At 64.0% G+C, this 25131-nt stretch carries 25 protein-coding genes; 8 read left to right on the top strand and 17 right to left on the bottom strand.

The genetic code is table 11. The features are described from left to right. Positions 1-845 precede the first annotated feature (845 nt). Genes rpsN through rpmB form a run of 3 tightly spaced genes read right to left on the bottom strand, consistent with a single transcriptional unit; the run spans position 846 to position 1559 of the window. Positions 846-1151 carry a 30S ribosomal protein S14 gene (gene rpsN / locus ACFRJ9_RS08080; protein WP_011776360.1) on the bottom strand — a complete coding sequence of 102 codons (306 nt, stop codon included), beginning with the start codon at positions 1149-1151 and terminating at the stop codon, positions 846-848. Between the two features lie 4 nt (positions 1152-1155). Beyond that, complete coding sequence (rpmG, locus tag ACFRJ9_RS08075; RefSeq protein WP_003798558.1) at positions 1156-1323, bottom strand: 50S ribosomal protein L33; 168 nt, start codon at positions 1321-1323, stop codon at positions 1156-1158. Further along, the gene (gene rpmB / locus ACFRJ9_RS08070) at positions 1323-1559 is read right to left on the bottom strand and encodes a 50S ribosomal protein L28 (RefSeq protein ID WP_011776361.1); all 237 of its coding nucleotides are present in this window, start codon (positions 1557-1559) and stop codon (positions 1323-1325) included. The genes rpmG and rpmB overlap by 1 nt, the downstream gene beginning before the upstream one ends. Before the next feature lie 395 nt (positions 1560-1954). Here rpmB and ACFRJ9_RS08065 point away from each other — a divergent pair, with 395 nt between their 5' ends. Genes ACFRJ9_RS08065 through ACFRJ9_RS08055 form a run of 3 tightly spaced genes read left to right on the top strand, consistent with a single transcriptional unit; the run spans position 1955 to position 4621 of the window. Continuing rightward, positions 1955-3415 (top strand): ferric reductase-like transmembrane domain-containing protein, encoded by a 1461-nt coding sequence (locus ACFRJ9_RS08065; protein ID WP_377666242.1) that lies wholly within the window; start codon positions 1955-1957, stop codon positions 3413-3415. A 14-nt stretch (positions 3416-3429) separates the two neighbouring features. Continuing rightward, on the top strand, positions 3430-3846 hold the full coding sequence (locus ACFRJ9_RS08060) for an FMN-binding protein (RefSeq protein WP_377666240.1): 417 nt from the start codon (positions 3430-3432) through the stop codon (positions 3844-3846). Then, positions 3830-4621: an FAD:protein FMN transferase gene (locus ACFRJ9_RS08055; RefSeq protein ID WP_377666238.1), complete on the top strand. Its 792-nt coding sequence runs from the start codon at positions 3830-3832 to the stop codon at positions 4619-4621. The genes ACFRJ9_RS08060 and ACFRJ9_RS08055 overlap by 17 nt, the downstream gene beginning before the upstream one ends. Before the next feature lie 6 nt (positions 4622-4627). Here the strand turns inward: ACFRJ9_RS08055 and ACFRJ9_RS08050 are convergent, their stop codons facing one another. Further along, complete coding sequence (locus tag ACFRJ9_RS08050; protein ID WP_377666236.1) at positions 4628-5392, bottom strand: SGNH/GDSL hydrolase family protein; 765 nt, start codon at positions 5390-5392, stop codon at positions 4628-4630. A gap of 54 nt (positions 5393-5446) precedes the next feature. After that, positions 5447-5926 carry a MarR family winged helix-turn-helix transcriptional regulator gene (locus ACFRJ9_RS08045; RefSeq protein WP_377666234.1) on the bottom strand — a complete coding sequence of 160 codons (480 nt, stop codon included), beginning with the start codon at positions 5924-5926 and terminating at the stop codon, positions 5447-5449. A 68-nt stretch (positions 5927-5994) separates the two neighbouring features. On the opposite strand from ACFRJ9_RS08045, the gene ACFRJ9_RS08040 reads away from it, so the two are divergent. Then, on the top strand, positions 5995-6282 hold the full coding sequence (locus ACFRJ9_RS08040; RefSeq protein ID WP_377666232.1) for a YciI family protein: 288 nt from the start codon (positions 5995-5997) through the stop codon (positions 6280-6282). On the opposite strand, the gene ACFRJ9_RS08035 is transcribed toward ACFRJ9_RS08040, so the two are convergent. The 7 genes from ACFRJ9_RS08035 to ACFRJ9_RS08005 all read right to left on the bottom strand — a co-directional run bounded on the left by ACFRJ9_RS08035 (position 6258) and on the right by ACFRJ9_RS08005 (position 13299). Further along, on the bottom strand, positions 6258-7079 hold the full coding sequence (locus tag ACFRJ9_RS08035; protein WP_377666230.1) for an SGNH/GDSL hydrolase family protein: 822 nt from the start codon (positions 7077-7079) through the stop codon (positions 6258-6260). The two genes, ACFRJ9_RS08040 and ACFRJ9_RS08035, sit on opposite strands and share 25 nt — an antisense overlap. Further along, a complete protein-coding gene (locus ACFRJ9_RS08030; protein ID WP_377666228.1) occupies positions 7076-7912 on the bottom strand; it encodes an SGNH/GDSL hydrolase family protein in 837 nt (278 codons plus the stop codon). The genes ACFRJ9_RS08035 and ACFRJ9_RS08030 overlap by 4 nt, the downstream gene beginning before the upstream one ends. Before the next feature lie 214 nt (positions 7913-8126). Next, positions 8127-9179 carry a siderophore-interacting protein gene (locus ACFRJ9_RS08025; protein WP_377666226.1) on the bottom strand — a complete coding sequence of 351 codons (1053 nt, stop codon included), beginning with the start codon at positions 9177-9179 and terminating at the stop codon, positions 8127-8129. Beyond that, positions 9176-10000, bottom strand: a complete 825-nt coding sequence (locus ACFRJ9_RS08020; protein ID WP_377666224.1) for an ABC transporter ATP-binding protein — start codon at positions 9998-10000, stop codon at positions 9176-9178. The genes ACFRJ9_RS08025 and ACFRJ9_RS08020 overlap by 4 nt, the downstream gene beginning before the upstream one ends. Position 10001: 1 nt before the next feature. Beyond that, a complete protein-coding gene (locus ACFRJ9_RS08015) occupies positions 10002-11111 on the bottom strand; it encodes a FecCD family ABC transporter permease (protein ID WP_377666222.1) in 1110 nt (369 codons plus the stop codon). Then, positions 11108-12223, bottom strand: coding sequence for a FecCD family ABC transporter permease (locus ACFRJ9_RS08010; RefSeq protein ID WP_377666220.1), 1116 nt, complete (start codon positions 12221-12223; stop codon positions 11108-11110). Before ACFRJ9_RS08010 ends, ACFRJ9_RS08015 begins: the two co-directional genes overlap by 4 nt. A 5-nt stretch (positions 12224-12228) precedes the next feature. Further along, complete coding sequence (locus ACFRJ9_RS08005; protein WP_377666218.1) at positions 12229-13299, bottom strand: iron-siderophore ABC transporter substrate-binding protein; 1071 nt, start codon at positions 13297-13299, stop codon at positions 12229-12231. Between the two features lie 504 nt (positions 13300-13803). Here ACFRJ9_RS08005 and ACFRJ9_RS08000 point away from each other — a divergent pair. Continuing rightward, on the top strand, positions 13804-14298 hold the full coding sequence (locus ACFRJ9_RS08000; RefSeq protein WP_377666216.1) for an FBP domain-containing protein: 495 nt from the start codon (positions 13804-13806) through the stop codon (positions 14296-14298). An 88-nt stretch (positions 14299-14386) separates the two neighbouring features. Here ACFRJ9_RS08000 and ACFRJ9_RS07995 read toward each other — a convergent pair whose 3' ends face one another. From ACFRJ9_RS07995 to ACFRJ9_RS07985, 3 genes are read right to left on the bottom strand one after another with little or no spacing between them, the layout of a single operon-like run. Next, positions 14387-17857: an ATP-binding protein gene (locus tag ACFRJ9_RS07995; protein WP_377666214.1), complete on the bottom strand. Its 3471-nt coding sequence runs from the start codon at positions 17855-17857 to the stop codon at positions 14387-14389. Beyond that, positions 17854-18750, bottom strand: coding sequence for a DUF4194 domain-containing protein (locus ACFRJ9_RS07990; RefSeq protein ID WP_377666212.1), 897 nt, complete (start codon positions 18748-18750; stop codon positions 17854-17856). The genes ACFRJ9_RS07995 and ACFRJ9_RS07990 overlap by 4 nt, the downstream gene beginning before the upstream one ends. Continuing rightward, a complete protein-coding gene (locus ACFRJ9_RS07985; RefSeq protein WP_377666210.1) occupies positions 18743-20200 on the bottom strand; it encodes a DUF3375 family protein in 1458 nt (485 codons plus the stop codon). Before ACFRJ9_RS07985 ends, ACFRJ9_RS07990 begins: the two co-directional genes overlap by 8 nt. A 292-nt stretch (positions 20201-20492) precedes the next feature. On the opposite strand from ACFRJ9_RS07985, the gene ACFRJ9_RS07980 reads away from it, so the two are divergent. Beyond that, entirely contained in the window at positions 20493-20795 is a 303-nt protein-coding gene (locus ACFRJ9_RS07980; protein ID WP_377666208.1) for a hypothetical protein, read from the top strand. 62 nt (positions 20796-20857) lie between these two features. After that, positions 20858-22822, top strand: coding sequence for an acyl-CoA dehydrogenase family protein (locus ACFRJ9_RS07975; protein WP_377666206.1), 1965 nt, complete (start codon positions 20858-20860; stop codon positions 22820-22822). Positions 22823-22826: 4 nt separating this feature from the next. Here ACFRJ9_RS07975 and ACFRJ9_RS07970 read toward each other — a convergent pair whose 3' ends face one another. After that, positions 22827-23231, bottom strand: coding sequence for a YchJ family protein (locus tag ACFRJ9_RS07970; protein ID WP_377666204.1), 405 nt, complete (start codon positions 23229-23231; stop codon positions 22827-22829). 186 nt (positions 23232-23417) lie between these two features. Between ACFRJ9_RS07970 and ACFRJ9_RS07965 the strand changes: the two genes are divergently transcribed. Then, positions 23418-24287, top strand: a complete 870-nt coding sequence (locus ACFRJ9_RS07965; protein ID WP_377666202.1) for a hypothetical protein — start codon at positions 23418-23420, stop codon at positions 24285-24287. 149 nt (positions 24288-24436) lie between these two features. Here the strand turns inward: ACFRJ9_RS07965 and ACFRJ9_RS07960 are convergent, their stop codons facing one another. Continuing rightward, positions 24437-24928: a flavin reductase family protein gene (locus ACFRJ9_RS07960; protein ID WP_159732719.1), complete on the bottom strand. Its 492-nt coding sequence runs from the start codon at positions 24926-24928 to the stop codon at positions 24437-24439. Positions 24929-25131: the final 203 nt, after the last annotated feature.

Genomic DNA, 25131 nt, shown 5'->3' with positions numbered 1-25131 from the left:
GCACACTATTGAGTTCTCAAACAACAGACACTACCGGCACCACCCACACCCCCACAGGGTCCAGGATCGCTCCGGAGCAACTTTTCAAACTTACCCGATCAACCAGACCTTTGCAAATCAGCGTTTCCGCGATTCCCGATCCAATCCCAGGCCCCCACCCGGCACCGGCACGCTCAAAAGCGGCCATTTCCAGGCTGTCATCAAAAAGGGGTTTGGCCTCCGCGGCTTCCAGCTCCAGGCTGTCTCACTCGCGGCGACTCAGAAGACATTACACGCCCACCAGCCCCGAAACAAATCCACCCCAACACCACCCAAAACCCGCACAAACACCGGACCAACAAGCCCACCAACCCACCAAACCACCCCAAAAACAACCAAAACAAACCCCAGTGAACCCCATCACACCACCCAAACCACCACCCGCCACCCGCCACCCGCCACCCGCCACCCGCCACCCAACCGCCATCAAAGCACCAAAGCCAACAACCGCCGTCGAACACCGACTCAAAGCGAGAGAACATTTCGACCCACCCCCACAGGAAGTGAGAGACCGTCACCCGAAAACGGCGAGTAGGTGAGCGAGCGACGTCCGAAAACGGCGACTAAGTGAGAGAGCGACGGTCGATCGGTGGTCACATCCGAGAGAAGGACCGGTCAAACACGCCCGTAAGTGAGAGAGCGTCGGAAGACGACCGCCGCCCCAGCCCCAGCCAACACTCGACCCCAGCCAACCACTCGACCCGCGCCTCGCTCAGGAACAAGCACCCCTCTCCCGGAACCAGCGCGCTTAAACGCAAAAAGGGCCGGCAACCACAACGGTTGCCGGCCCTTTCAGAGCTTCGTGATTACCAGGAAGACTTGGTGATGCCCGGGAGCTCACCACGGTGTGCCATGTCGCGGAAGCGAACACGGGAGATACCGAACTTCTGGAGCGTGCCGCGGGGACGGCCGTCGATCTGGTCGCGGTTACGCAGACGGATCGGGGAGGCGTTGCGGGGCAGCTTCTGCAGGCCGAGGCGTGCAGCTTCGCGTGCTTCGTCAGTCGCGTTGGGGTCAACCAGGGTCTTCTTCAGTTCGAGACGCTTGGCAGCGTAACGCTCAACAATGACCTTGCGCTGCTCGTTGCGAGCAATCTTGGACTTCTTTGCCATGTGTTTAGCGCTCCTCTCGGAATTCGACGTGCTGGCGGATCTTGGGGTCGTACTTCTTCAGGACCAGACGGTCAGGATCGTTACGACGGTTCTTGCGCGTTACGTAGGTGTAACCCGTGCCCGCAGTGGACTTCAGCTTGATGATCGGACGTACGTCCTTGTCCTTTGCCATTAGAGCTTTACTCCTCGTGCCAGGATGTCGGCGACGACTGAGTCGATGCCGCGTACGTCGATTGTCTTGATGCCACGGGCTGACAGGGTCAGCGTGACATTACGGCGCAGGGACGGAACCCAGTAGCGCTTCTTCTGAATGTTCGGGTCGAACCGACGCTTGTTGCGACGGTGCGAGTGCGAAATGCTGTGTCCAAAGCCCGGCTCGGCTCCGGTCACTTGGCAGTGTGCTGCCATGACTCTCCTCCAAAGATTGAATGTAACGGCGTGCAGATGTTCCTGCGTTACCGTGCGACAGGCAGCGTCCGCATCCGGTCCAAACCATTTCGGTAGTTTCCGCAGCAGGTGCGGCGAAGAAGGTTGGCCTCAGAACCGGGCAGTGATAAACACTGAATCAGGTCCTGGGATACCGGGCGAATACAGGAATGCACGCAACTTGAGCCCCTAACTACCGGCCAACGGGATGCCAGTCAGACTGACGTTCACCACCAACCGGAGCAATTGCACACGATCCGCACTACCTAGCGCCTAACTATTCTACGGGCCAGGCCAAATTAAGACCAATCCGGCATCATACGCCCTCGAAAGCTCTTTCACAGCAGAACGAAAGGATGCTTGGCGAGTCTTAGGTCATGACCTCGTTACTGACCCCTGAAACTCCGGTGGAAAGCACGCCGGCGCGGACCCCGCAAGCGGCACCACCCGCCGTCGAACGCTTTCGTCCGCAAGCGCGACGTCGGCTGGTCCGGGCCGACGTCCTGGGTTTCCTGGCGTGGGTGTCACCGGTTGCTGCGGTCGCCTTGTGGTTGTCCGACGGCGGCGCGAGCGGGTTCTCGTCGTTCGCCGGAACCATGACGGCGTTGGGCATCGTGGCCGGACTGATTGGCATGGACATGGTGCTGCTGATGCTCCTGCTGGCCGCGAGGATCCCGTTTATCGACAACACGATCGGGCATGACCGGGCCCTGGAAATCCACAAGACCCTGGGCAAGCCGACGCTCTACTTGCTCCTTGCCCACGGGCTTTTCATCGCCATTGGATATGGCGCAGCCGAGGGACTTGATCCGATCAGCGAGTCAGTGTCCCTCTGGGTCGACGTTCCGGACATGTGGCTGGCGTTCGTTTCCATGGCGCTGTTCATTGCAGTGGTGGTGACATCGCTGGTAGCCGTTCGACGCCGTTTCCCTTACGAATTCTGGTATGCGATCCACTTGCTCACCTATGCCGCTGTGACAACTGCCATCCCTCATCAGTTCAGCGTCGGCGGGCTTTTCGCCGAGGGCACGTGGCAGCGCTGGTATTGGCTGGCCTTCTGCATCGCAACGGGCGCCGCACTTCTCCTCTACAGGGTGTACCAACCGCTGGCGGCCACTTTCCGGCACCAGCTCACGGTCAGCCGCGTGGTCCGGGTAAGCCCAGACGTCTTCAGCATCGAAATGACCGGACGGCACCTGGAACGCCTTGCCGGGTCCGGTGGACGATTCTTCTTCTGGAGGTTCCTGGCTCCGGGGTTCTGGTGGCAGCCGCACCCCTTCAGCCTGTCCGCGGAACCAGTCGGCCCCACGTCAAAAGGCCGAGGAAAATTGCGCATCACCGTCCGCAACCTTGGCGACGGTTCAGCACGCCTCGCCCACGTCAAGCCGGGCACCAAGGTGGCGATCGAAGGCCCCTACGGAATGTTCAGTACGGCGGCACGATCCCGTAACAACGTGGTGCTGATCGGCGCCGGCATCGGCATTACTCCGCTGCGCTCGTTGCTCGAATCCACGCCGTTCGAACCCGGCCAGGCAACAATCCTCCTCCGCGGCCACGACGAATCCGAGCTCTTCCTCGGCCAGGAAATCATGGCGCTCTGCCAGGCACGCGGCGCCACGCTCTTCCATCTGACGGGCCCGCGATCCACCGGCATTAGCCCATGGCTCCCCCAGTCTGCGTCCGAGGCCGGATTCACGCTCAGCTCCTATGCTCCCGGCATCGCCGACGCTGATGTATACGTCTGCGGTCCGGCTCCCTGGGCAGCTTCCGTGATCCGCGACGTCCAGGCCGCCGGCGTACCGGCGGAGCAACTCCACTACGAAAGGTTCGACTGGTGAGAATCCGCGCAGCAATGGCAACCGCCCTCGCCTCGGCCGGGATCATGCTCGCAGGCTGGCAATCCGGTGCGCACGTGGCCGAAACCGGCACCACAACCACCACCAGCCTGAGCAGCACGTCCACTAAGGGCGGTAATACCGCGGGCAGCACGACGGCGGCAACGTACGACGGCGCGTCCGTCCAGACCCGCTTCGGTACAGTCCAGGTCCAGGTGACCATCAAGGACGGCAAGATCACCGAGGTCACTCCGCTGCAGCTCACCGATGCCGAACGGAAGTCGGCACAGATCAGCAGCCGGGCAGCTCCGGTCTTGAGATCCGAAGTTCTCCAAGCCCAGTCAGCCAATGTCCAAACCATAGGCGGCGCGACAGTCACCAGCGACGCCTACCTCACCTCCCTCCAGGCAGCCCTCGATGCAGCCAACTTCTAGCGAACCGCGGCTCCGGACACGCACGTTCGGCAGCATGGGCACAGTGGTGAGCCTGACTGTGGCCAGTGCAAGCTACGCTCAAACGGCCATTGACGAACTCGAGTCCGCCGTCGCCGTCGTCGAAGGCATTTTCGCGGAATTTGACGTGACCTTCAGCCTCTACCGGAGAGGATCCGAAGCGAGCCGTCTGGCCCGCGGCGAACTGACACTGGCGTATGCCTCCGAGTCCATGCAGGATCTGTATGCCGAGGCGTCGGAGTGGAGGCTGGCCACCGACGGGGCGTTCACGGCCGAGCGGCCGGACGGCGCCCTGGACCTTTCCGGAATCGTCAAAGCCCATGCCGCACGCGAAGCCGCGTTGTCGCTGAGCGCCCTCGGGCTGTGGAACTGGTGCCTGAACGCCGGCGGGGACGTGCTGGTAAGCGGATCGCCCCAGCCGGACACCAAGCAACCTTGGCTGGCCGGCATCATGGACCCGCTTGATCGCCAAGCGCTACTGGGCGCCTACCCCTTGCGGACGATGAGCGCGCTCGCGACGTCGGGATCGGCTGAACGGGGCGAACACATTTGGGCGGTCGGTTCCGGCACGCCGGAGTTCGCCCAAGTGACGGTCGCGGCGATGGACATCGTCACCGCCGATGTCCTGGCTACGGCGATCGTCGCCGGAGGGCCGCGTATGTTGGATCAAGCGGTCGGGAAATGGGACGCCGAAGTGCTCGCGGTGCGCCGGAACGGGACGCTGCTCGCCACGCCGGGCTTCCGAAATACGGCGTGAGGGAACCTAGAGCGGGCGGATCAGTTCGGGATACTTAGGGGTCAACCCGTCGCCGGAGGACACGCCCCGCACGCGACGCGCCACCCATGGCACGGCAGATTCGCGCAGCCAACGCGCATTGGCTTGCAAGGCTTCCACACGGTTCTTCAGTTGCATCGGCGCCAGTTCCGGTACCTCGATCACGTGCTCGTGCTCCAGGACGTCCAGCACGCGTTTGGCCATGTTGAGGTGGCCGGCAGTGGACATGTGCATCCGGTCCTCGCCCCACAGGCGCCAATCGTCGTATTCATCAAAACGCCAGTAGTCCACCAGCAACGCGCCATGGTTTTCGGCGATTTCGCGCACCAGTTCGTTGTAGATCGCAGTCCGGCCCCGCATGGCGCTGAACACTTTGGAACCCTTGGCATCGAAGCCCGTGAAGAGCACCACGGTGGCGCCCGACGCGCTCAACTTGGCGATGCCGGCGTCGTACTCTTCCAGCAGCGAGTCAATATCGATCTTGGGCCGCAGGATGTCGTTGGCCCCCGCGTACAGCGTCACCAGGGTGGGCCTCAACGCGACGGCGGCATCCACCTGCTCTGCCATGATCTGGCGGAGCTTGCGGCCGCGGATGGCGAGGTTGGCGTAGCCGAAGTCCGCGTTGCTGTGGGCAAGTTGGCCTGCCATGATGTCGGCCCAGCCTCGGACGCCATTGGGCCGGGTGGAATCGTCGTCGCCGACGCCCTCAGTGAACGAGTCCCCCAGGGCAACATAGCGGGCAGAAAAATCCATGCCGTCAGTCTGCCACTTCAACAGTCGGGCCCACAAAGCCCCGGGCGTCCCTGATCACGAGTCACGAAGGATCCAGTGGTTGTTGTCCAAGCGGGCCACGATCTTCTCGCCGATGCGCGCGAGGTCCGCAACGTCGTCGGGAGTCAGCGAATCCAGCATCAGCGCGCGAACTGACTCCACGTGCCCCGGGGCGAGGGAAACGATGGTGGACATGCCGGCGTCGGTCAAGTGGGCCACGGTGACGCGGGCGTCGCCGGGGTGCGCCTGCCGCTCCACCCAGCCACGTTTCTGCAGCTTGGTGACCACGTGCGAGAGGCGCGACAAGGAGGCACTTGTTCGCGCGGCGAGCTCGCTCATGGGAAGGTATCTGCCCTCTGTCTCCGAGAGCATGGCAAGCACGTTGTAGTCGAACAGGGAGAGTTTGCCGGCGGATTGAAGCTGGGTGTCCAACGCCGAGGGGAGCAAGGTGTTGATGCTCAGGAGGGCCAGCCAGGCACGGCGTTCGTCGGCGTTCAGCCAGCGGGTTTGAGTCATGGATCCATCTTATGAGAATTCGTTGCTTTCCCAGTCGGCCACCGGCCCCCGAACGGTAGGCTGGCGACATGTTCGTAGTCTCTTTGACCTACAAGGTTCCCGACGAAATAGTCGACTTCCACCGCCCGGGCCACATGGCCTGGCTTAAGGACGCGTTCGACGCCGGTACCTTCCTCGCGTCCGGACGTCGCGTCCCAGCCACGGGAGGCGTGTTGCTGTCCAAAGTGGACAGGGCCACCTTGGATGCCTCGCTGGCCGAGGACCCCTTCTACAGCAACGGTGTGGCCGAATTCGAGATCATCGAATTCACCGCCACGAGCGTGGCCGAGGGTTACGAAAACCTACTGGACAGCTGAGGCTGTTTCGCTGTTCCGGCGCCCAGCCGCTCGGGCAAGACCACAGGCATGAGCTCAGGCCATCGCGCTCCCACGAAATCGCCGCTTGAAACGCCGCGGAGCCGACGCGAAAGCCAAGGCCCGACGTCGCGCTTCAGCCAGGCGACGTCGTCGGCGATGCTGTTGGCGAGGCTCCGCGGACGGGGCTTGGCGAAGGCCGGCGAGCTGAGCGAGTGGGGCGCGCCGAGGACCTCGAGGACCTTCTTGGCCATGTAGCGGTGCCCGGGAGTGGACATGTGCAAGCGGTCGGGAGCCCACATCCGCGGATCCTGGAATTTCTCAAAGCACCAATAGTCCACCAGTAGCGTGCCGTATTTCGCGGCAATCCGCCGGATGGTGCGGTTGTAGATCGCCGTGCGCACCTTGAGCGGCTCAAGCATGGGAGACAAGGGGACGTTGTAGCCCGTGAAGAGCAGGACCGTGGCTCCGCTGGCTTTGAGGCGCCTCACGGCAGCTTCGTAATCCCGCATGAGCTTGGCCATGTTGGGCCGGGCCATGAGGAGGTCGTTGCCGCCCGCGTAGAAGCTGACCAGCGTGGGCTGCAAGACCAGAGCGGGTTCGATTTGCTCGTCAATGATCCGTTGGAGTCGGCGGCCCCGGACTGCGAGGTTGGCGTACTGCGTGCTTTGATCGTGCCGGGCCAGCTCCTCCGCCACGCGGTCAGCCCAGCCGCGGCAGTTGTTGGGGAGCCTCAGATCCTTGTCGCCGACGCCCTCGGTGAAGGAGTCTCCCAGCGCTACGAATCGGATCTCGTTCAAGGCGCTGCCTCCCGCTCTTCCATCAGCTTCTTCAAACCACCTTTGCGAGGGACTTTGACGGGTTGGGGCCAGCGGGGCTTCGTGGAGTCCCCCAGGGTGACGCCCCGCAGTTTTCTCCCGAACAGCGGCACTACCCAGTCGTTGACCCATCGGCGCTGCCGTCGCTCCCATTCGCGCAGGCTCATCTGCTGGGGCGGGTCCCATTCCTTGGGCGAGATCTTGTGGGGGACGTTGAGGTGGTCCAGGACCTGGCCTGCCAAATATTTGTGGCCGGCCTTGGACATGTGGAGCCTGTCCGGGGCCCACATCCGCGAGTCCTGGTAGGCATCGAAACACCAATAATCCACCAGGACGGCCCCGTATTTGACCGCGATGTCGCGGACCCTTTGGTTGTACAGGGTGTTCCGCTTCTTGAAAGGCTCCAGCACGGCGGAGACCTTCACGTCGAACCCGGTGAAGAGCACCAAAGTGGCCCCGGTACCGGCTAGCCTGGCGACGAGCAGCTCATAGTCGTTGAGGAGCGCATCCATGTCCGTGCCGAAGTCGAGGATGTCGTTGCCCCCGGCATACAGCGTGATGAGCGACGGCTCCATGGCCAGGGCCGGCTCGAGCTGTTCGTCAATGATGTGCCGGAGCCTCTTACTGCGCACGGCCAGGTTGGCGTACTCCCACCCGGGTTCCGCTTTGGCCAGCTTCTCGGCCACCCGGTCGGCCCATCCGCGGACCCCGTTGGGCAGGACCTTGCTCGGGTCCCCCACGCCCTCGGTGAAGGAATCCCCGATGGCGACATACCGCCGTCGAGCGTTGTTCCCGGCTCCGAAGTCCTCCCGCACCCCACCGAAACTACCCGCCCCCGGTTAAGCCCGAACCAACCCAGAGTGAACACGGCAGACGGGACATGAGAGAGCGTCCGTCAAAACCAGACGGGAAGTGAGAGAGCGTCCGTCAGTGCAGGGCCGGTTATCGGGCATCCGGTAGCGTGCGTCAAAGCGACGAAGGAGCAGCACGCCGAGGATGGCCGCCGCGGCGGCCGCCCCAGGAGAAGGCTTAGCCCTCCGCCTTGCCCCTTCGCCAGTACCCCATGAAAGCAACCTGCTTCCGGTCAATGCCAACGTCCCGCACCAGGTACCGCCGCATTTCCTTGATCACGAACGCTTCACCGGCTATCCAGGCGTAGAACGGCAGCGCGCCTGCAGGCAGCGTGGGGTTCTTGGTGGCTTCGATGGCGGCCGCATCCATGCGCTGCGGGGTTTCCCAGAGGATTTCCTGGTCTACGTTGACGTCTTCCGGTTCGGGGCCGGCGGCTGCGTCGGAGCCCTTCAGGCCTACCCAGCCCGGCACAGGAACGGCCTTGGCTACGGCTTCCTTGAGGAGTTCGCCGTGCGGACGGGAGCGTCCGATTGCTGCGCCACGGGCGAGCCAGGTGATTTCGATGTCCGCGGCCGTGGAGATGTCCTGGAAATCGCCGGCTTCCGGTACTTCAAGGAAGGCGTGGCCGGTCATGTCCGCGGGCAGGCTTTCGAGGATGGCGCTGATGGCGGGAACGGCGGTTTCGTCGCCGGCCAGGAGGATGCGCTGCGCGAGTCCGGGACGCCATTCGATGCCACCGTAGGCACCGGCTGTGGTGCACTGTGCTGCGCGGTTGTTCGGCCCGATGATGGTCAGCGAGTCCCCGGGCTTGGCGGCTTTGGCCCAGTTGGCGGCGGGGCCGCCGTGGCCGTCGTCGAAGTGCATGACGAAGTCGATGTCGATTTCGGGGTACACGGCGTCGAGACGCTCGGAACGGATGGTGTAGGTGCGCATGTCACCGCGGATGGACGGGTCCATGGCCAGCCATTCCTGGTACCAGCCGGCTTCTTCCATCTTGAAAGGGGGCAGCGGAATGACGTTGCCGTCAGCGTCGAAGGAGGGAATCATCAACTTCACGCGCAGGTCCAGGGTGTCGCCGGCTACGCCGAAGTCCCGCAGCGAGTACCCACCAAAGGTGATCCGGCGGAAGTTCGGGCTCAAGTCCTGCACCGCGGTGACTGTGACGTCGAAGGCGAGAGTCATGGGCTCCACGGCGGCACTTGCTTTGGCCCGTGTCGGTTGTGCACTCATGAGGCGATCTCCAGTTCGTTGGTTGAAGCGGGGCTTGCGTGGTGGCGTCCGATGGGGACGATGAGCGGCGTACCTGAAATGGGGTCCGGAACAACCCGGGATTCCAGGCCGAAAACGTTGAAAACGAGTTCCTCGGTGACCACAACCGGCGCGGGACCTTCGGCCACGATGCACCCGCCCTTCATGGCGATGACGTGGTCGGCGTAGCGGGCGGCCAGGTTGAGGTCGTGGAGCACGATCGCCACCGTGGTGCCGCGGCTGCGGTTGAGGTCCGTAATCAGGTCCAGGACTTCCACTTGGTGCGCGAGGTCGAGGTAGGTGGTGGGCTCGTCGAGCAACAGGACTTCAGTTTCCTGTGCCAAGGCCATGGCGATCCAGACGCGCTGGCGCTGTCCGCCGGACAGTTCGTCGATGCTTCGCTCAGCGAGTTCCAGCGTGGCGGTGGCGTCGAGCGCGCGCTGCACCGCGGCGTCGTCGGCTGCGCTCCAGCTGCGGAAGAAGCCCTGGTGGGGGTAGCGGCCGCGGCCCACGAGGTCGCGCACGGTGATGCCGTCGGGGGCCGTGGGGTGCTGCGGCAGGAGGCCGAGCGTGCGGGCAAGTTCGCGGGCGGGACGGGTGTGGATGTCCTTGCCGTCGAGGGTCACGGCGCCGCCGGCGGGCTTGAGCAGCCGTGAGAGGCCACGCAGGAGCGTGGACTTGCCGCAGGCGTTGGCGCCCACGATCATGGTCACTTTCCCTTCGGGGATCTCGGTGGAGAGCCCCTCCACTACCTTGCGCTGCTCGTATTGGAGCGTCAGGTCCTGGGCTTTAAGGATGGCCATATCAGGCTTCCTTTCGGTTCGACGTGACCAGCAGCCACAGCAGGAAGGGTGCACCGAGGGCGCCGGTGATGACGCCGACCGGGAGGACGGTTCCGTCGAGGACGACGGGAGCGATGTTGGAGGCCAGGAAGTCAGCTACAAGCACTATCAGCGCACCGGTGAAGGCCGACGCCGGGAGGCTCGGTTTGCGCACGATGCGCCGGGCGATGGGTCCGGCGAGGAAGGCAACGAAGGCCACCGGGCCCGCGGCGGCGGTTGCGACGGCGGCAAGCCCGACGGCGGTCAGTACCAGTCCCAGCCGCGCGGCGTTGACTTTGATGCCGAGTCCGGCAGCGGCGTCGTCGCCGAGTTCGAGGATCCGGAGCGGGCCGGCGAGGGCAATGACTGCGGGGATCAGGATCAGCAGCGAAACGGTGAGAACACCGGCCCGCTCCCAGGTTGCCGAGTTCAGCGAGCCGTTGAGCCAGATGAGGGCATCGGCCGCGGTCCGGATGTCGGCGCGGGTCATGAGGAAGTTGACCACGGCGTGCAGGGCTGCGGCGATACCTACGCCGGCAAGGATGAGCCGGTTTCCGGCGGCGTTGCCACGGCTGCCGCCACCGGCACCCGAACCGGTTCCGCGCGAAATCGCGTAGATGATGGCCGCAACTCCAAGAGCTCCTACCAAGGCTGCTCCGGACACGACCGCCCCGGATGCACCGAAGATCACGATTGCCGCGACGGCGGCCGCGCTGGCACCGTAGCTGATGCCGATGATGTCCGGGCTCGCGAGCGGATTGCGCAGCATGGTCTGGAAGAGGGCTCCGGCAAGACCGAACGCGATGCCGATCAGCGTTCCCACCGTGGCGCGGGGCAGTTTGTGCTCCATGATGATGAAGCTCGCACCGGGGATCTTCTCGCCACCGGTCAGGTGGTTGATGACGATCGTGAAGAAATCGGGGATGGTCACGGTGTAGCTGCCCAGGAGCACGTACACGGCGAACATGACGATGACGGCGAAGCCCAGGAAGAAAGTGGGGCTCAGTACTCGTCGAAGTGACAAAAGATGGGTATGTTTCCGGGGAGCATTGGCATTAAGTGCCATCTCGGCGCGGGACTTGAGGGCGGTCATAGTCCTGCCCCCTTGCCGCGGCGGATCAGCCAGACGAAGACGGGTGCACCGACAATCGCCGTCATGATGCCGGCGGGAACCTCGCCCGGAAGCAGGATCACGCGGCCAATGACGTCGGCGCTGATGAGCAGGATGGGAGCCGCGACCAGGGAAAACGGCAGTATCCAACGGTAGTCCGGCCCGGTCAACGAACGGACGGCGTGCGGAATCACCAGGCCCACGAAACCAATGGGGCCGGCAAGGGCCGTGGCCGATCCGCACAACAGCACAATGCCGAGTGCCGTGATGCCGCGGGAGAGGGCGACATTCTGGCCCAGGCCGCGGGCAATGTCATCACCCAACGCAAGGCTGTTCAGGATTCGGCCGCCGGCCATCACGATCAAAGCTCCGATAGCCAGGAACGGCAGCGCCGGCAGCAACACGGACCAATCGCGCCCGCCGATGCTGCCCACCTGCCAGAAGCGGAAACGGTCAAAGGTGTCCTGGCTGGAAACCAGGATGACGTTCATCAACGAAAACAGGCCAGCACTCAGGGCCGCACCCGCCAAGGCGAGCTTGACCGGCGTCGCACCGTCGCGCCCCATGGACGCGATCGCATAAACCACGACGGCGGCAACTGCGGCGCCGATGAAGGCGAACCAGATGTAGCCGGTCAGCGAGCTGATGCCGAAAACGTAGATGCCCACAACAACCGCCAGCGCGGCGCCGGCGTTGAGTCCCAGGATGCCGGGATCGGCCAACGGGTTGCGGGCCACTCCCTGCATGGCAGCACCGGCCATGCCAAGTGCGGCACCGGCAAGCAGGCCCAGTACGGTGCGCGGGATCCGGGCGATGACCACAGCGTGGTCACCGTCGTCCGGATCGAAGTTGGTGATGGCTTCCCACACCGTGGAGAGCGGAAGACCACGTGCGCCGATCGCCAAGGATGCGGCGCAGACTGCTGCGAGTACGACGACGGCGGCCAGCAGCCAAGCGGTTCGCTTGCCTGCAGTACCGCGGGAACCGGTTCCCCCTCCGGTTCCCGCAGCATCAGGGGTGATGCCTCCCGGGCCAGCCGGCACCAAGGTGCCGTTGCCCCGCCCCTGGGCCGCCGTCGTCGTACTCAGTTTCATTGCAGTTACTTGCCGGCTGCGTCAGCGGCCTTGCCCAGCTGCGGCAGGAACGTGTCCAGTGCCCACGGAAGGCTCAGCGGTGAAGAAGCGGAGATGGAGAGCGTCAGGGTCTGGTCCGAGTCGGCAACCAAGGCGCCCTTCTTGATGGCGGGGATCTGGCCCAGCAGCGGGTCGGCCTTGATGGCGTCGGCCGTGGTGGCGTCCGGAACCCAGGTCACGAAGACGTCCGAAGCGAGTTCGTTGGCCTTCTCAGCGGACCAGGCGATGAAGAAGTCCGAGGAGGACTTGGTGTTCTGCTCTACTACCGGAGCGAGCTTCATGCCGATTTCGGAGAGGAAGCGCGGGCGGTTGTCGATAGCGGTGTAGACGTTGACGCCGTCGCCCTTGGCTGGTTCAAGGTTGCCGTAGATGAAGGTCTTGTCCGTGATCTGCGGGTACTTGGAAACCTTGTCCTTGACGGTGGCTTCGGTGTCGGAGATCAGCTTCTTGGCTTCGGCTTCCTTGCCGAGGGCCTTGCCGATCAGGGTGGTGCTTTCCTGCCACGGGGTGCCGTAGGCGAGCTCCGGCTGCGCCACGACGGGGGCGATTTCGCTGAGCTTCTTGTAGTCAGCCTCTTCCAGGCCCGAGTACGCGGCCAGGATAACGTCCGGGCTGAGCTTGGCGATCTCGGTGAAGTTGATGCCGTCCGCTTCGGAGAACTGGACCGGAGCCTTGTCGGTGCCGAAACCGGCGCCGAGCTTCTCCAGTGCTGCGTCCTTCCACGGGGTGGAGCCCTTGTCGTTGTTGCCCCACTCGTTCTTGGGGACACCAACGGGGACAACGCCCAAGGCGATCGCGACGTCGTCATTGACCCACGAGACGGTGACTACACGCTTGGGCTGTTCCTTGATGGTGGTCTCACCAAAGACGTTTTTGATAGTCACGGGGAAAGCTGAGGATGCTGCCTCGGAAGAAGCCGGAGCCGAGGTGGCCGGACCGGTGGAGCAGCCAGTGAGGGAAAGAGCGACGGCGGCAATAGCGGCCGTCGCGGTACCTGCGGTTTTGAGCAGGGCGCGGCGTGGGAGAAGGGAAGCCACGGGACTCCTTAAGTAAGTGATGCGAACCTAAGTAAGGCTAGCCTAGCCTGCCGAAAATTAAGAAACGTTTGCGTCACGTAATCCCCTTCGGGTGCGGAATTTCCCTGCAATGGGACGCAGATCACACCCTCTCTCACCTCCCGCCCCCTTCCGGCCGACCCCCTCTCACCTCCCGCCCCCTTCCGGCCGACCCCCTCTCACCTCCCGTTGGACAGCGCCGCCGGAACTTTGGGAGGATAGCGGCAGCGGACTACCGCTTCCAAGGAACGACAAGGGGATGAGCGTGCGCACTGTTTCAGATGCCGCAGCCATGGTTGGCGAGGTGGCCGCTTTGGCCTGCTTGGCACTCCCCCAATCGTCGGCATCCCTCTAGGCTCACCAGACCACCCGATTCCAGGGTCTTATTGCTGTGCCTTTACTTCTGCGATGACCGACGTCTCCTGCCATCCCGCGCGCACCCAAACGGCCGCGCGGACGTCGACCATTTCCGAAAGAAGCTTTGCCATGCAGAAAATCACTGCCCAACAGATCCGTTCATCATTCATCAACGCCAGCCGCTCCGAGGCAGCCAAGGTCAACCTCCCCCGCGACTTCGATGTACTCAACTGGGACAACCTCGAATTCCTCGGTTGGCGCGACGAGAAAATGCCCCAGCGCGGGTACCTCGTGGTTCCACACCGGGGCAAACTCACCGGAATCCTGCTCCGGGCTCCTGAGGGTGGCTCCGGGAAAAGGCGCGTGGTCCTCTGCGAACTGTGCCGCGACGTTTTCTCCAAGGACGACGTTTACCTGTGGGTCGCCAAGAAAGCCGGGCAATCCGGCAAGGACGGGAACACCGTGGGAACACTGATCTGTGCCGAGTTCGGCTGCAGCGCCAATGTGCGCAAGGAACCACCCCGCAACGAGATCAACCCGGACCCGTACGTCGTCGTGATCCGACAGATCTCGGGACTGGAGTCCCGTACCGAACAGTTCCTGGACCGCGTCCGGAGTAAGTAAGCCCATGTAGCTGGCAGTAGTGGTTGTTATGAGGGCTCATAACAACCACTACTGCCAGTCAGTTGGGTCGGCCACGCGGGCGGTGACCCTAACGCAGGACGATGTCCACGGGGTTGGCTTCGGACCGCCAGGCACCGGGGGTCCCTGGCCCGGCAATGACGGGAGCCGTGAGCACGCCCGAGCGGTTGGTTCGCTTGTCCCGGAGGATTTCCGTGACGGAGCCAAGGTGCCTGGACAGGTCGATCACGTTTTCCGGAGCGGCCAGCAACAGCTGGAACCCGAACTCGTGCAGCGCCTTGATGCCCGCGCCGGCGAATTCCTCGGACGCCAGGACGAACGCCTCATCCATCATCACGGTGCCGTACGTCGTAAAGCCTTGTTCGGCGATGCCCAGTTGGTAGCTCAGGGCCGCGGCCATGATGAACGCCGTGAATCGCTGGCGCTCACCACCGGACATGGAGCCGGTATCGGCGTGCATGAAGACTTCGGTTTTCTTCTTGCCTGCCTTACTGGCTTTGCTTGGCTTGGCCGCAGCCACCTCGCGGTGTTCCTTGCACTGGATGAACAGGTGCCCGCGGACGTCCAGCACCTCGGCCCGCCAGCGACGGTCTTCAGGAGTCTGCGAACCCAGCCTTTTCACCAGGGTTTCCAGCGACTTGTAGCGGGTGGTGAGCTCGGCGTCGTCGTCGGCGTCCGTCACCGGAGTGGCAGCGGCGCGCGGCGGCCGGCTGTGCTTGGCCTTCAACGCGTTCTGGATAGCATCCTTGAACTGCTTGGCCGTGGCCGGCAGCGTCTGCTTGATGTCCAGTTCCAGGAAGCTGCCCTCATGGAAGTTGACCTCGGACAGGATTCCATTGAGCGGCAGGATACGGCTGGTGATGCTCCGGCGTTCCTCGTCCAGGAGATGCAGCAACGTGCTGAATGATTCGTGTGTGCGTTGGTTGAAGAACAGCCGGAACTCGGCTTCCTGCGCAGGCAGTCCGTCGCTCACGATCGCGTGATACCGGGATTCGAAGTCGCCGGCAGCACCGATGGATGTGCCGTGGTCCGCGCTGATGGCACTGCCCCAATCGCGCACGAAGGCCTCAAACATGCGCGTCAACCGTTCGGCCGTCGCTTGGCTGCGGGATTCGGCCGCGTGCAGCTCGTCCAACAGCTTATTCCGGACGCCGTTGGCGAGGTTATCCAACTCATAGAGTTCGGATACATCCGCGACGCCGGCAAAGTACGGTTCCAGCGCGGCGACGGTAGCGCCCGACGGCGGTGCTTGCTCAAGCTTCAACCTCGCGGCATCGAGCAGGCCGTCCGCCGTGGTCATCTTGTGGTCGAGCGCTTTGTATTCGCTCTGCAGCACGGCGGCCGCACCTGTGGAGGACTGGTGCTTTTCACGGACGCCCTCGATGTTGGCCCGCAACGGCTCAAGGTCCGCCTGGGCGGCCAGGGCATCGGAGAGCCGTTGTTCGATTCTGGCGAGTTCGTCCGCGGCAACTGCTGCCGAGACCTGCTCCCACGGCCGCTCATCTTCAGCCACGCGACGCAGAGCCTCCAGCTGGCGTGCCATTCCTTGGTGCGAATCTTCACGGCTTTGCGCCAGTTCCGCGGCTTTGGCTAGTTCGTTCTCCAGCTCGCCCACACGTGCCGCCACGAGTTCGAGCTTCGATGCGTTGTCGAAGCCGAGCACGTAATCCTGGCGGCTCGTGAAGCGGTCGTCCTTCTCCACGGTGTGCCTGTTGCGTTTGACCACACCACCCAGGCTGAGGCCCTTGTCCATCGAGGCCAGCTCGTCCGGGTCCTCCACGCACGGGTACGCGAAGTCGAGGGCGATCCGCTCACGGATCCATTCCCCGGCGTCGGCGTTGGCACCCGAGGTGAGGATGTTCAACTTAGTCAAGAGGTCGCCGTCGGACACGTCCTCCACAGCCAGCGCGCCACCGGCGAGTGGCTTGGAGACGTCAACCGCCCGCAGCGCACCGCGCACCCTGTTGTCGTTCAAGTACCGCGTGACCGCGGCGAAGTGCTCGCCGGGGACCAGCAACGTGGTGGCCAGGTTGCGGAGGGCGCGTTCAGCGGCCGGACGCCACTGGTCCTGCCCCTCGGCGAGGTCGATCAGCTCACCGCCAAAGGGCATCCGCTCTTCCGGGACGCCGGTTGCGGCGGCGATCGCAGCGCGGTTTTCAATGCTCGACGGCGGCAGCAGGGACTTGCGCGACCGCAACGACAACAGCTCCTGCTCAGCCGCGGCAAGTTCGCGTTTCCGGGTTGCATGGCCGTCGAACGCCTCGAACCGCAGCTCCTTGAGCGCCTCCGAATCGTCCTTCAACTCGGCCGAACGGGCGGCAGCCTGCTCATGCGCCTGGTCCCATCCCTCGGCGGACCACTCCAGGTTCAAACCGGCATCAGCCAGTGCTTTCCTGGCCGCCTCCTCCACCTGCTGGCGCAGCTTGAGGCCAACCGTTGCGTTCTCCAACGACTGCTCAATGGCCGATATCGCGTTGCCGCCGCGGTTGTTGTAGTCCAGCTCAAGGTCCCGGAGCTCCTTGGAGAGGGCATCGCGGACCGTGCGTTCGGCGGCGAGTTCCTGCGCCTTGGACTGAGCGAGCTCCTTGAACCGGGTGAGCGTCTTGGCGTGAACCGTGACAGCAAGTTGCTGCTTGTAGGCCTCGAATTCCTCGCCAGCCAACTCCCTGAGACGGTTCGCGTCCAGCAGCGCCTGTGCATAGTCCTTGTTCAAGCCCGGAACCGGGGCAAGCTGGTCGCGCTGCTGCCGGACATCCTCCAACCGCTGCCGGATGGACATGAGGTTACTGAATTCCTCCACCACGTCATCCGCGGCAGCCAACGTGGCCGGAGCATCGAGAACTTGATCGCGGAAGAAGGTGTTCACGCTACCGCCCAGGCCCTTGCCGGCCTGGATCACACGAAGCAGCGGCAGCGCCTGGTCCGAGTTGATGCCCAGCAGCCTCCGGAAGCGCTCGGCGAATGCCTTGTGGACGTCGAACACCTGGCCGTCCGGGAAGATCGACTCCAGCGCGCCCTTGGTGAACCGCTTCTGCGCGATCCCCTCAATGGCATCCAAGTCCAACGGCTTACTGTCGATCACGTAAAAACGGCCGACACTGGACTCCGTGCCGTTCTTCGGCAAGTCAAAGAGCGCGGAGACCGTCACCTTCGTGCCGGCCGCGTTATCAAACGTCAGCGCGACGGCGGACCAGGTGGCACCCGGGCGCTGGAAGGCACTCGCCGAACTATCGCCGACCGCCTTATCACCCACCTTGCCGCGCATGTACGTGAACGTGGTCCTCTTATCCTCCACAGCGCCGCCGGATCGCTGGGCAGCGGCCTCGTTTGAGCGCGGGCGGGCATCGAACACGCGGAGCATCGCGTCAAAAAGAGTCGACTTGCCCACGCCCGAGTTGCCGGTCAGGAGTGTGCCCTTACGGTCCACATGCATGGTGTGGGCGCCATGGAACGTGCCCCAGTTGACCACCTGCACGAGGGCCAAACGCATCTGGCCGGGGTTCGTGAGCTCACCAAGCGGGAGCATGCTTGCGATGGTCACTTGGCTGCCTCCTCTGCTACTGGGTCGCTGTCCGCGGCGGTACCGGACACATGCTCGGCATCGTCGTCCCCGTCTTCCGCGTTGGCGGGACCTTCAGTATCCAGATCCAGCAGCGGCTCCGTGCCCGATTCGTCGGCTGCTACTGCCACCAGGGCTTCGATTTGGGCGGGGATGTCGCCGATGTTTTCGAAGGGGAGCGCCAGGGGGAGGGCGTTGCTAATCGTGTAGCTGTCTTCCAAAGGAGTGGCGAGCAGGAGTTGGCGGGCCAGGAGTTTGGTGATGGTTCGGGTGACCACGTCTGAGTCGCGCAGGGCATCTTGTTGGCCGGCCGGTGTGTAGTTGGCGACCAGGTCCGAGATTTCCTCGCGGGTGATCGTGGCGTCCGTCTGGGCTGTGACGTGGCGGTCCAGGAGGAGGCGCAAACGGAGCAGCACGATGGTTTCGACGCGGCTCAGTGCACGTTGCTGGCGGAGGATGCTGGAGCGGGAGCTGGCACCGACGGTTTCGGGGTCGACAGGGCGGAGGACGGCGATCTTGCGGTCGTGGTCGAGCTGCAGGGTAAGGAACAGCTCGGAGAGGCGGCTGCGGAGAATCAGCTGGTTATCCAGGAGGGTGGTCCACAGTTTCTCGTCGCGGCCGCCATCAATATACGGACCCTTCAGAAGCTTCACCAGTGCGTGGCGAACCTTCATGGGCAGCACGCCGGTATCGCCGGGGAACAGCGCAGCGCCGTCCACGAAAGTGTCCCGGGGCGTGACCCGGAACGGGTCGGGGTGGCCGGCCGCGGGCTCAGCCTCGTAGGTGACTTCCGCGGCCCCCTCCACGCTGTCAGTCCCCTCTTCGGTGACCTCACCGGCTTCGGTGACGTCCGGCGTCGTGATTTCCTCAGTCATCAGAATCCTTATTCAGCGTGACGACAGGCAGGTACGCAGTGCGGATGCTGCCGTCGATTTGTTCAAAGTCGATGTGTTCCCAGGCCGCCCGGTCAAAGCCGGCGCCCGTCTGCAATGCCATGGACAGCAAGGTGCGGACCGTGTTGATGTGGCGTTCCTCAGCGGGAAGGTTCTCCCAGGCCTCGCCCAACGTTGCCGAACCGGCCATCGCCGCCCGCACGATGGCGGGATTCGCCTTTCCGGTACGCGCCGAGCGCACGCGGTCCGAGTCGCTGAAGGCGATGGGATCGGCCAAACGTGGCGGCGTGGCAAATTCGTCGGGGTCGAAGAGCTTGACCATGGCCAGGGACTCGAAGCCGGCGTTGTACAACACGGGTCCCCGCGCCAGGCCGGGGCGGTCTCGCTCGTAAGGCATGGATCGGATAGCCTGCTCGGCCTCGGCTAGGACCTTCCGCAGGCTGACCGACTGCCGGACGTCGTCGCTCTGGATGTAGGTGTTCAGGCTCTCGGAGAGCTTGCCGTAAATCCGCTGGATCTGGCTGTGTTGTGTGCGCAGTTCTGCCACGAGGTTCTTCAGCGTTTCACGGTCATCATGCGTGAGGTCGTCAGCGAACTGCCGGCTGAGGACCTCGCCAATCGCCGAGCGGAAGCGCAACTGTTGCTGCGGATCCTCAAGGAAGGCCGTGAATGAACGGAAGGTGCGACCCTCCGGGCTCTGGCGCAGCCGCTTGTCGGCCTCCAGGACCTGGGCCATGGTGGCGCCCTTGCTCAACGACTCCTCGATGATCTGGTTGCGGAGTTCGCCTACAAGTTCCTCGATGCGGTCACGCATTTTCTTGTAGTCCGCAGGGAGGCTTGCCGCGAGGTCCAGGATGTTGCCGGCCGCTTCCACGGCTTCTTCGTCATCCAGGAGTCCGTCGAATTCGCCGGAGCTGATGTCCTCCACCAGCTGCTGCCGCTCTTGGATTTCCTCCTCAAGGGCCTCCAAGCGGGCGCTCTGGTCCGGGTTGGTCTCGTTGGCAAGCTTTTCCACGTCGCCCAACAGGGTGCCGAGCCGCGAACCGTTCAATGTGGACCGTTCGCTGGACAGGCTGTCCAGGAAGGCGAGCACACGGGCGGCGGGCTCGGTGACTTCATAGACGATCTGGCCGGACTGGTTGCGACGCGTCAGGAACTGCTTGCGCGTCCATTCGTCGCCAAAAAGCTTGCCGTTCTGCTGGCCGCCCAGCGCCGGATCCTGGCGGCGGAGCTGCTCAAGGAAAGCGTCGACGTCGGCGTGGAACTCTTCGAGCGGAAGCTGCGGCCGGGTACGGGTAAAGGATGCCTGCAGCACCGCGATTACCCATGGCGCCGAACGCGTCAACGCCCACGCCGGACCCTTGGTCAGTTGCTCGAGGTCGCGAAGCCGCGCGCCAATGGCGTCGGCGGAGGACATGGCTGAACGGGACAACTACTCTCCTTCAGCTGCTGCGAAAACCTGGCTGGCAGCGAAAACTGCCCCGTACAAGGTTAACGCAGAGCGTCGCCCGGGCGTCGGACGGCCCCGAAGTGCCGCCGTCGGGCCCGCCAGCAGCACCCGGCCGCAACCATTTCGTAACCTACCGTCCGGTACGGTTTCGATCCCATATCAACGCAGTCACGGCGCGATTCTGCTCTGGCCGGAAAGCACCCCCACCCCTAATGTCAGATCATCGACGCAGCCACGCCGCGCCGACCCACGCACCGTCGCTCCGGGGGGAACCATGGATTTCGATTTCACTGCGCTGGAAACAGGCACTTACGTAGTTATTGGAACGCTGGTCTTCGCTGCAATTTTGGTGGCTTTCATCGCAGCAGCAGCAATGGCAACAATCGTCCTTATTGGAGCCATGGGCATGGTCTGGTACACCGTCAAGGGTGTGCTCGGCGGCCTTGTCCACGGCATTAACTTTGCGTGGGACCGCCTGGTTCACCACGCTGGACAAGTGGAAATTCCGGCCGAATTCCAGCCCCAGATTTCCCCTAGTACGGGTAGCTACTCGCGGGTAGCATTGAGGGACAGCTGAAGGGTTCCCACCCAAGGCGGACCCTGGCTCCATCCGGCACAACCGGCTAGAGGAGTTATCCCATGACGTCCGCCACTGACAGCAGCCTCACCGCCGCAAGCGTCAACGCCACCGCAGAAGAAGCCCGCGCCGTCGCAGAGGCTGCCCGCGAAACCGAATGGAAGCGGCCCAGCTTCGCCAAGGGCCTGTACCTGGGCAGCTTCGACCTCAGCCTCATCCACCCGTGGCCACAAGCCAAAGCGGAGGATGTGGAGCGTGGCGAAGAGTTCATGGCCAGCTTGCTTGCCTTTGCCAAGACCATGTCCGGCCGCGTGATCGAGCACGACGCCAAGATCCCGGACGAGTACCTCAAAGGACTCTCCGACCTTGGCGTTTTCGGCATGAAAATCCCCCGCGAATACGGCGGTTTGGGATTGTCCTTGGTCTATTACGGCCGCGCACTTGCCCTGCTGGGATCCGTCCACCCGAGCCTCGGGGCGCTGATCTCCGCCCATCAATCCATCGGCGTTCCCGAGCCCGTCAAGGAATTCGGCACCCCGGAACAAAAGCAGGAATACCTGCCGCGCTGCGCCGCCGGCGCCATCACCGCGTTCCTGCTCACAGAGCCCGACGTCGGCAGCGACCCCGCGCGCATGGGCGCCACTGCCGTCCTTTCCGACGACGGCGGTTCTTACCTTTTGGACGGCGTGAAGCTTTGGACCACCAACGGTGTGATCGCCGAACTCGTGGTGGTCATGGCCAGGGTTCCTTCCCGCACCGACGCTGACGGCACCGAACACAAGGGTGGCATCTCGGCGTTCGTCGTGGAGATGGACTCCCCCGGCATCACAGTAGAGAACCGCAACGCGTTCATGGGCCTGCGCGGGATCGAGAATGGCGTGACCCGGTTCCACCACGTCCGCGTGCCTGCCGCCAACCGGCTCGGCCGCGAAGGCCAAGGACTGAAGATCGCGCTCACCACGCTCAACACAGGGAGGCTTTCCATCCCCGGCTTGTGCGTGGCCGCCGGAAAGTGGAGCCTGAAGATCTCCCGGGAATGGTCCAACGCGCGGACACAGTGGGGACGCCCGGTGGGAAAGCACGAGGCCGTGGGCAAGAAGATCGCGTTCATCGCCGCAACCACTTTTGCGTTGGAGGCAGTGTTCGAACTGTCCGCGGAGATGGCCGACGCCGGCCTGAAGGACATCCGGATCGAAGCCGCACTTGCCAAGCTCTGGTCCACGGAACTGAGCTGCCGGATCGCCGACGAACTCGTGCAGATCCGCGGCGGCCGGGGCTTTGAAACCGCTGAGTCGCTCGAAGCCCGGGGCGAGCGCGCCGTGCCGGCCGAGCAACTCCTCCGTGACCTCCGCATCAACCGGATTTTCGAGGGTTCCAGCGAAATCATGAAACTGCTCATCGCCCGCGAAGCCGTGGATGCCCACCTCGCCGCGGCGGGCGACCTCGCCTCAGCGGACGCGAGCCTGCAAGACAAGGCGAGGGCGGCCGTCGGGGCCTCCGGTTTCTACGCCCGCTGGCTGCCCAAGCTGGTTGCCGGAGCCGGCATGGACCCACGCTCCTACGCTGAGTTCGGACGGCTGGGCAAGCAACTGCGGTTCGTTGAGAGGTCCTCGCGGCGCCTGGCCCGGCAGACCTTCTACGGCATGGGCCGGTGGCAGGCCAAGCTGGAGCACAAGCAGGCGTTCCTTGGCAGGATCGTGGATATCGGGGCCGAACTGTTCGCCATGGCCGCGTGCTGCTCCCGGGCAGAAATGCTCCTCCGCACCCATCCCGAACAGGGCGCGGCCGCATTCGAGCTGGCCGAGGCGTTCTGCGAGCAGGCGCGAGTGCGGGTTGACGAGTACTTCGACCAACTGTGGAGGAACACTGACGACGGCGACCACGCCCTCTCGCGCAAAGTCCTCGCCGGAGACTACGCCTGGTTGGAGGCCGGCGTCCTGGACCAGTCCGAGGGAACAGGGCCGTGGATCGCCGACGCCTCACCGGGCGCCTCCACCAAGGAGAACCTGCACCGCAACTACCGGTAACGCGCTAGCCGACGTCCCCGTCAACGTAGAACCAACGCTTGGCTTCCCGCACGAAACGGGAGAGTTCGCGCTGAACTCCGCGTTCGCCGTCGGACCTGTAGTAGGCCGCGAACTCCACGGTGCCGTCAAGGTCCAAGGGGCCACCGTTGCTTGTTGAAAGGATGTCGAGGCGACGCCACTGCATGTCCGGGTCCAGGTCCATGGACGCCGGGCGGGTAGAGGGATGCCACGTGCGGAGCAGGTACTCGGGTTCAAGGACCACGAACGCCGAATACCGGGAACGCATGAGCTGCTCGGCCGTGGGGGCATCCGCGTCGCCGCGATGGAAGCGGCCGCAGCAATCGGAGTACTGTTCGCCGGAGAGGCACGGGCACGCACCGTTGCGGAGTCGGGCATGGTCAGGGGTCACGAGGTCCCAATCTGAGGCTGTAAATGAGAGCTGGGCAACATATTTTCCCACGCGAGATAACAGCTTTGAAACAACCCTGCCCGTGTGTGGGGTGGCGCGTGATTCCGTCGGTGTTGGACCTTAGGCTAGATAAGCAAGCTGGGTGGGCAATGCGCGCATCACAAAACGACGGCCAGGGGAGGCTACGTGGAGGATCCGACAACACTCGCCATCAACCTGACGTACTTGGGCACACTGGGGCTAGCCGCCCTCATGTTCTTGGGTCTCGGGTTGATCATCATCATCACTCTGGTGGTTGCCGGAGTGGGGCGCCTGGTGTCCATTGTCCTTCTGGCATTGGTGGGGATTTTCCCCAAGAAAGACACCACGCCCATCGTTCATCTGCCCCCGCGCCCGGCTCGCGTCCCCGTCCCGGTGAGCGCCGGCGTCGTTGATTCTGCGCCTCCGGTGCAGTCACCGCTGGACGACCTCACCACCACGGGCACACGGCCAGCTGTTGTGGCCGCCGCTGCGGCCTCCGCCGTTGTGGCCTCCGCTGCACCCGCGCCGGCTTCCGCTGCTCCCGCGCCCAAGCGCGACCTCCTTGGAGATGCCCGACGCCGGCTCCTCGGTGCGTCCGCGGCCGTCAAGGGCGGTGCGTGGAAAGCCAAAGTGGACCCCCGGAACCTGCCCAAACCGGCCCAGGTCAAGTCCGTGGTCGAAACCCAGACCGCACATCACCCGATAGTCGTGGCAGCCACCAAAGAGCCGCCCGTCCTCGCAAAGGACTGGGCCGACGCCGTGGCCGAAGCGGACCAGCGCGCAGCCGCCCGTGCCAAAGCCGAGCCGCCTCCCGCCATCAAGGTGACCGTCCGCGAGGTGGGCGAGCCCACGCCGACCACCAGCGACGAGGGCCCTGGCCCCACCGCCCCGGATGTTCCCGGCAAGTCACCGGACAACGGCGGACAGGCATCGGGGAACGGCGCAAAGAAACCGGGCCCGAACAATTCCAAGAACGGGAAAGCTCCGAGCCCGATCCGAAAAGGTTCGCTCAGCGGAGCCAGCCGCAACTCCTAGGCAGGTAGCCGGCGGATGGTGCCTTGAGCGAGCGAGTCCGGCCGAGGCCAATGCCACGAGCAAGAGGAGAAGTGCGGGCACGAACACCGTCACTCCGAGTACCCCCGGCCCGCCGTTGGCCAACTGGCCGCCCCCCCCCTGAGGGGCAGCTAGGCGGCCAGTTGCCGGAACGCCGCGCCGTGGTAGATCAGGGGCTTGGATTCGAGGTTGATGGTGGTCGCTTTGACTTCCAGTACAACGATTGCGTGGTCCCCTGCCGGCGTCTCCGAAACGACCTCGCATTCAAACCCCAACACGGCACCGTCGATCAACACAGCTCCGGAGTCGCTGACGCTGGTATCCAGCCCGGCGAAACGATCGCGGGTCTTGGACGCAAGCTGCAGTGCGGCCGCTTCCTGTCCCTCGGCGAGCACCGATACACCCAGCCGTTGTGCCTGGCGGAGTTTGGGCCACGTTGTGGAGGAGTTCTGCACGGCGAACATCACCAGCGGCGGCTCCAATGAAACCCCTACCGTGAAGGATGACGCCACCAAAGCTTCCGGCGTGAAATCCACCATGGCGCTGAATGCAGCAACTCCGGACGGGAACTGCGCAAATGCTGCCTTGATGGCCGCCGTTTCTTCCACTGTGGTCTGTGTCATCCTGCTGTCCCCTTCGTGCGTCGTTTGTACTCCCCTCCCATAATTCACCTGCCTGGACGAACCTCAATATTTGTTGATCCGGAAGACATTTGTGTTTCCGCATGTCAAGAAATGTCGCGAACTAAGGCCTCCTCCATTACCTCGCAAGACGAAAAACGAAGAAGTTCTACCATTTGCGTTTATGGCTCCGGCGGCCGTGTGTA

Origin of the sequence: Paenarthrobacter sp. NPDC056912 (assembly GCF_042786555.1) — a bacterium.
In the GTDB taxonomy this organism is placed as follows: Bacteria; Actinomycetota; Actinomycetes; order Actinomycetales; family Micrococcaceae; genus Arthrobacter.
Note: the sequence above shows the minus strand (reverse complement) of the source record. Positions and strands in the feature narration are given on the sequence as shown.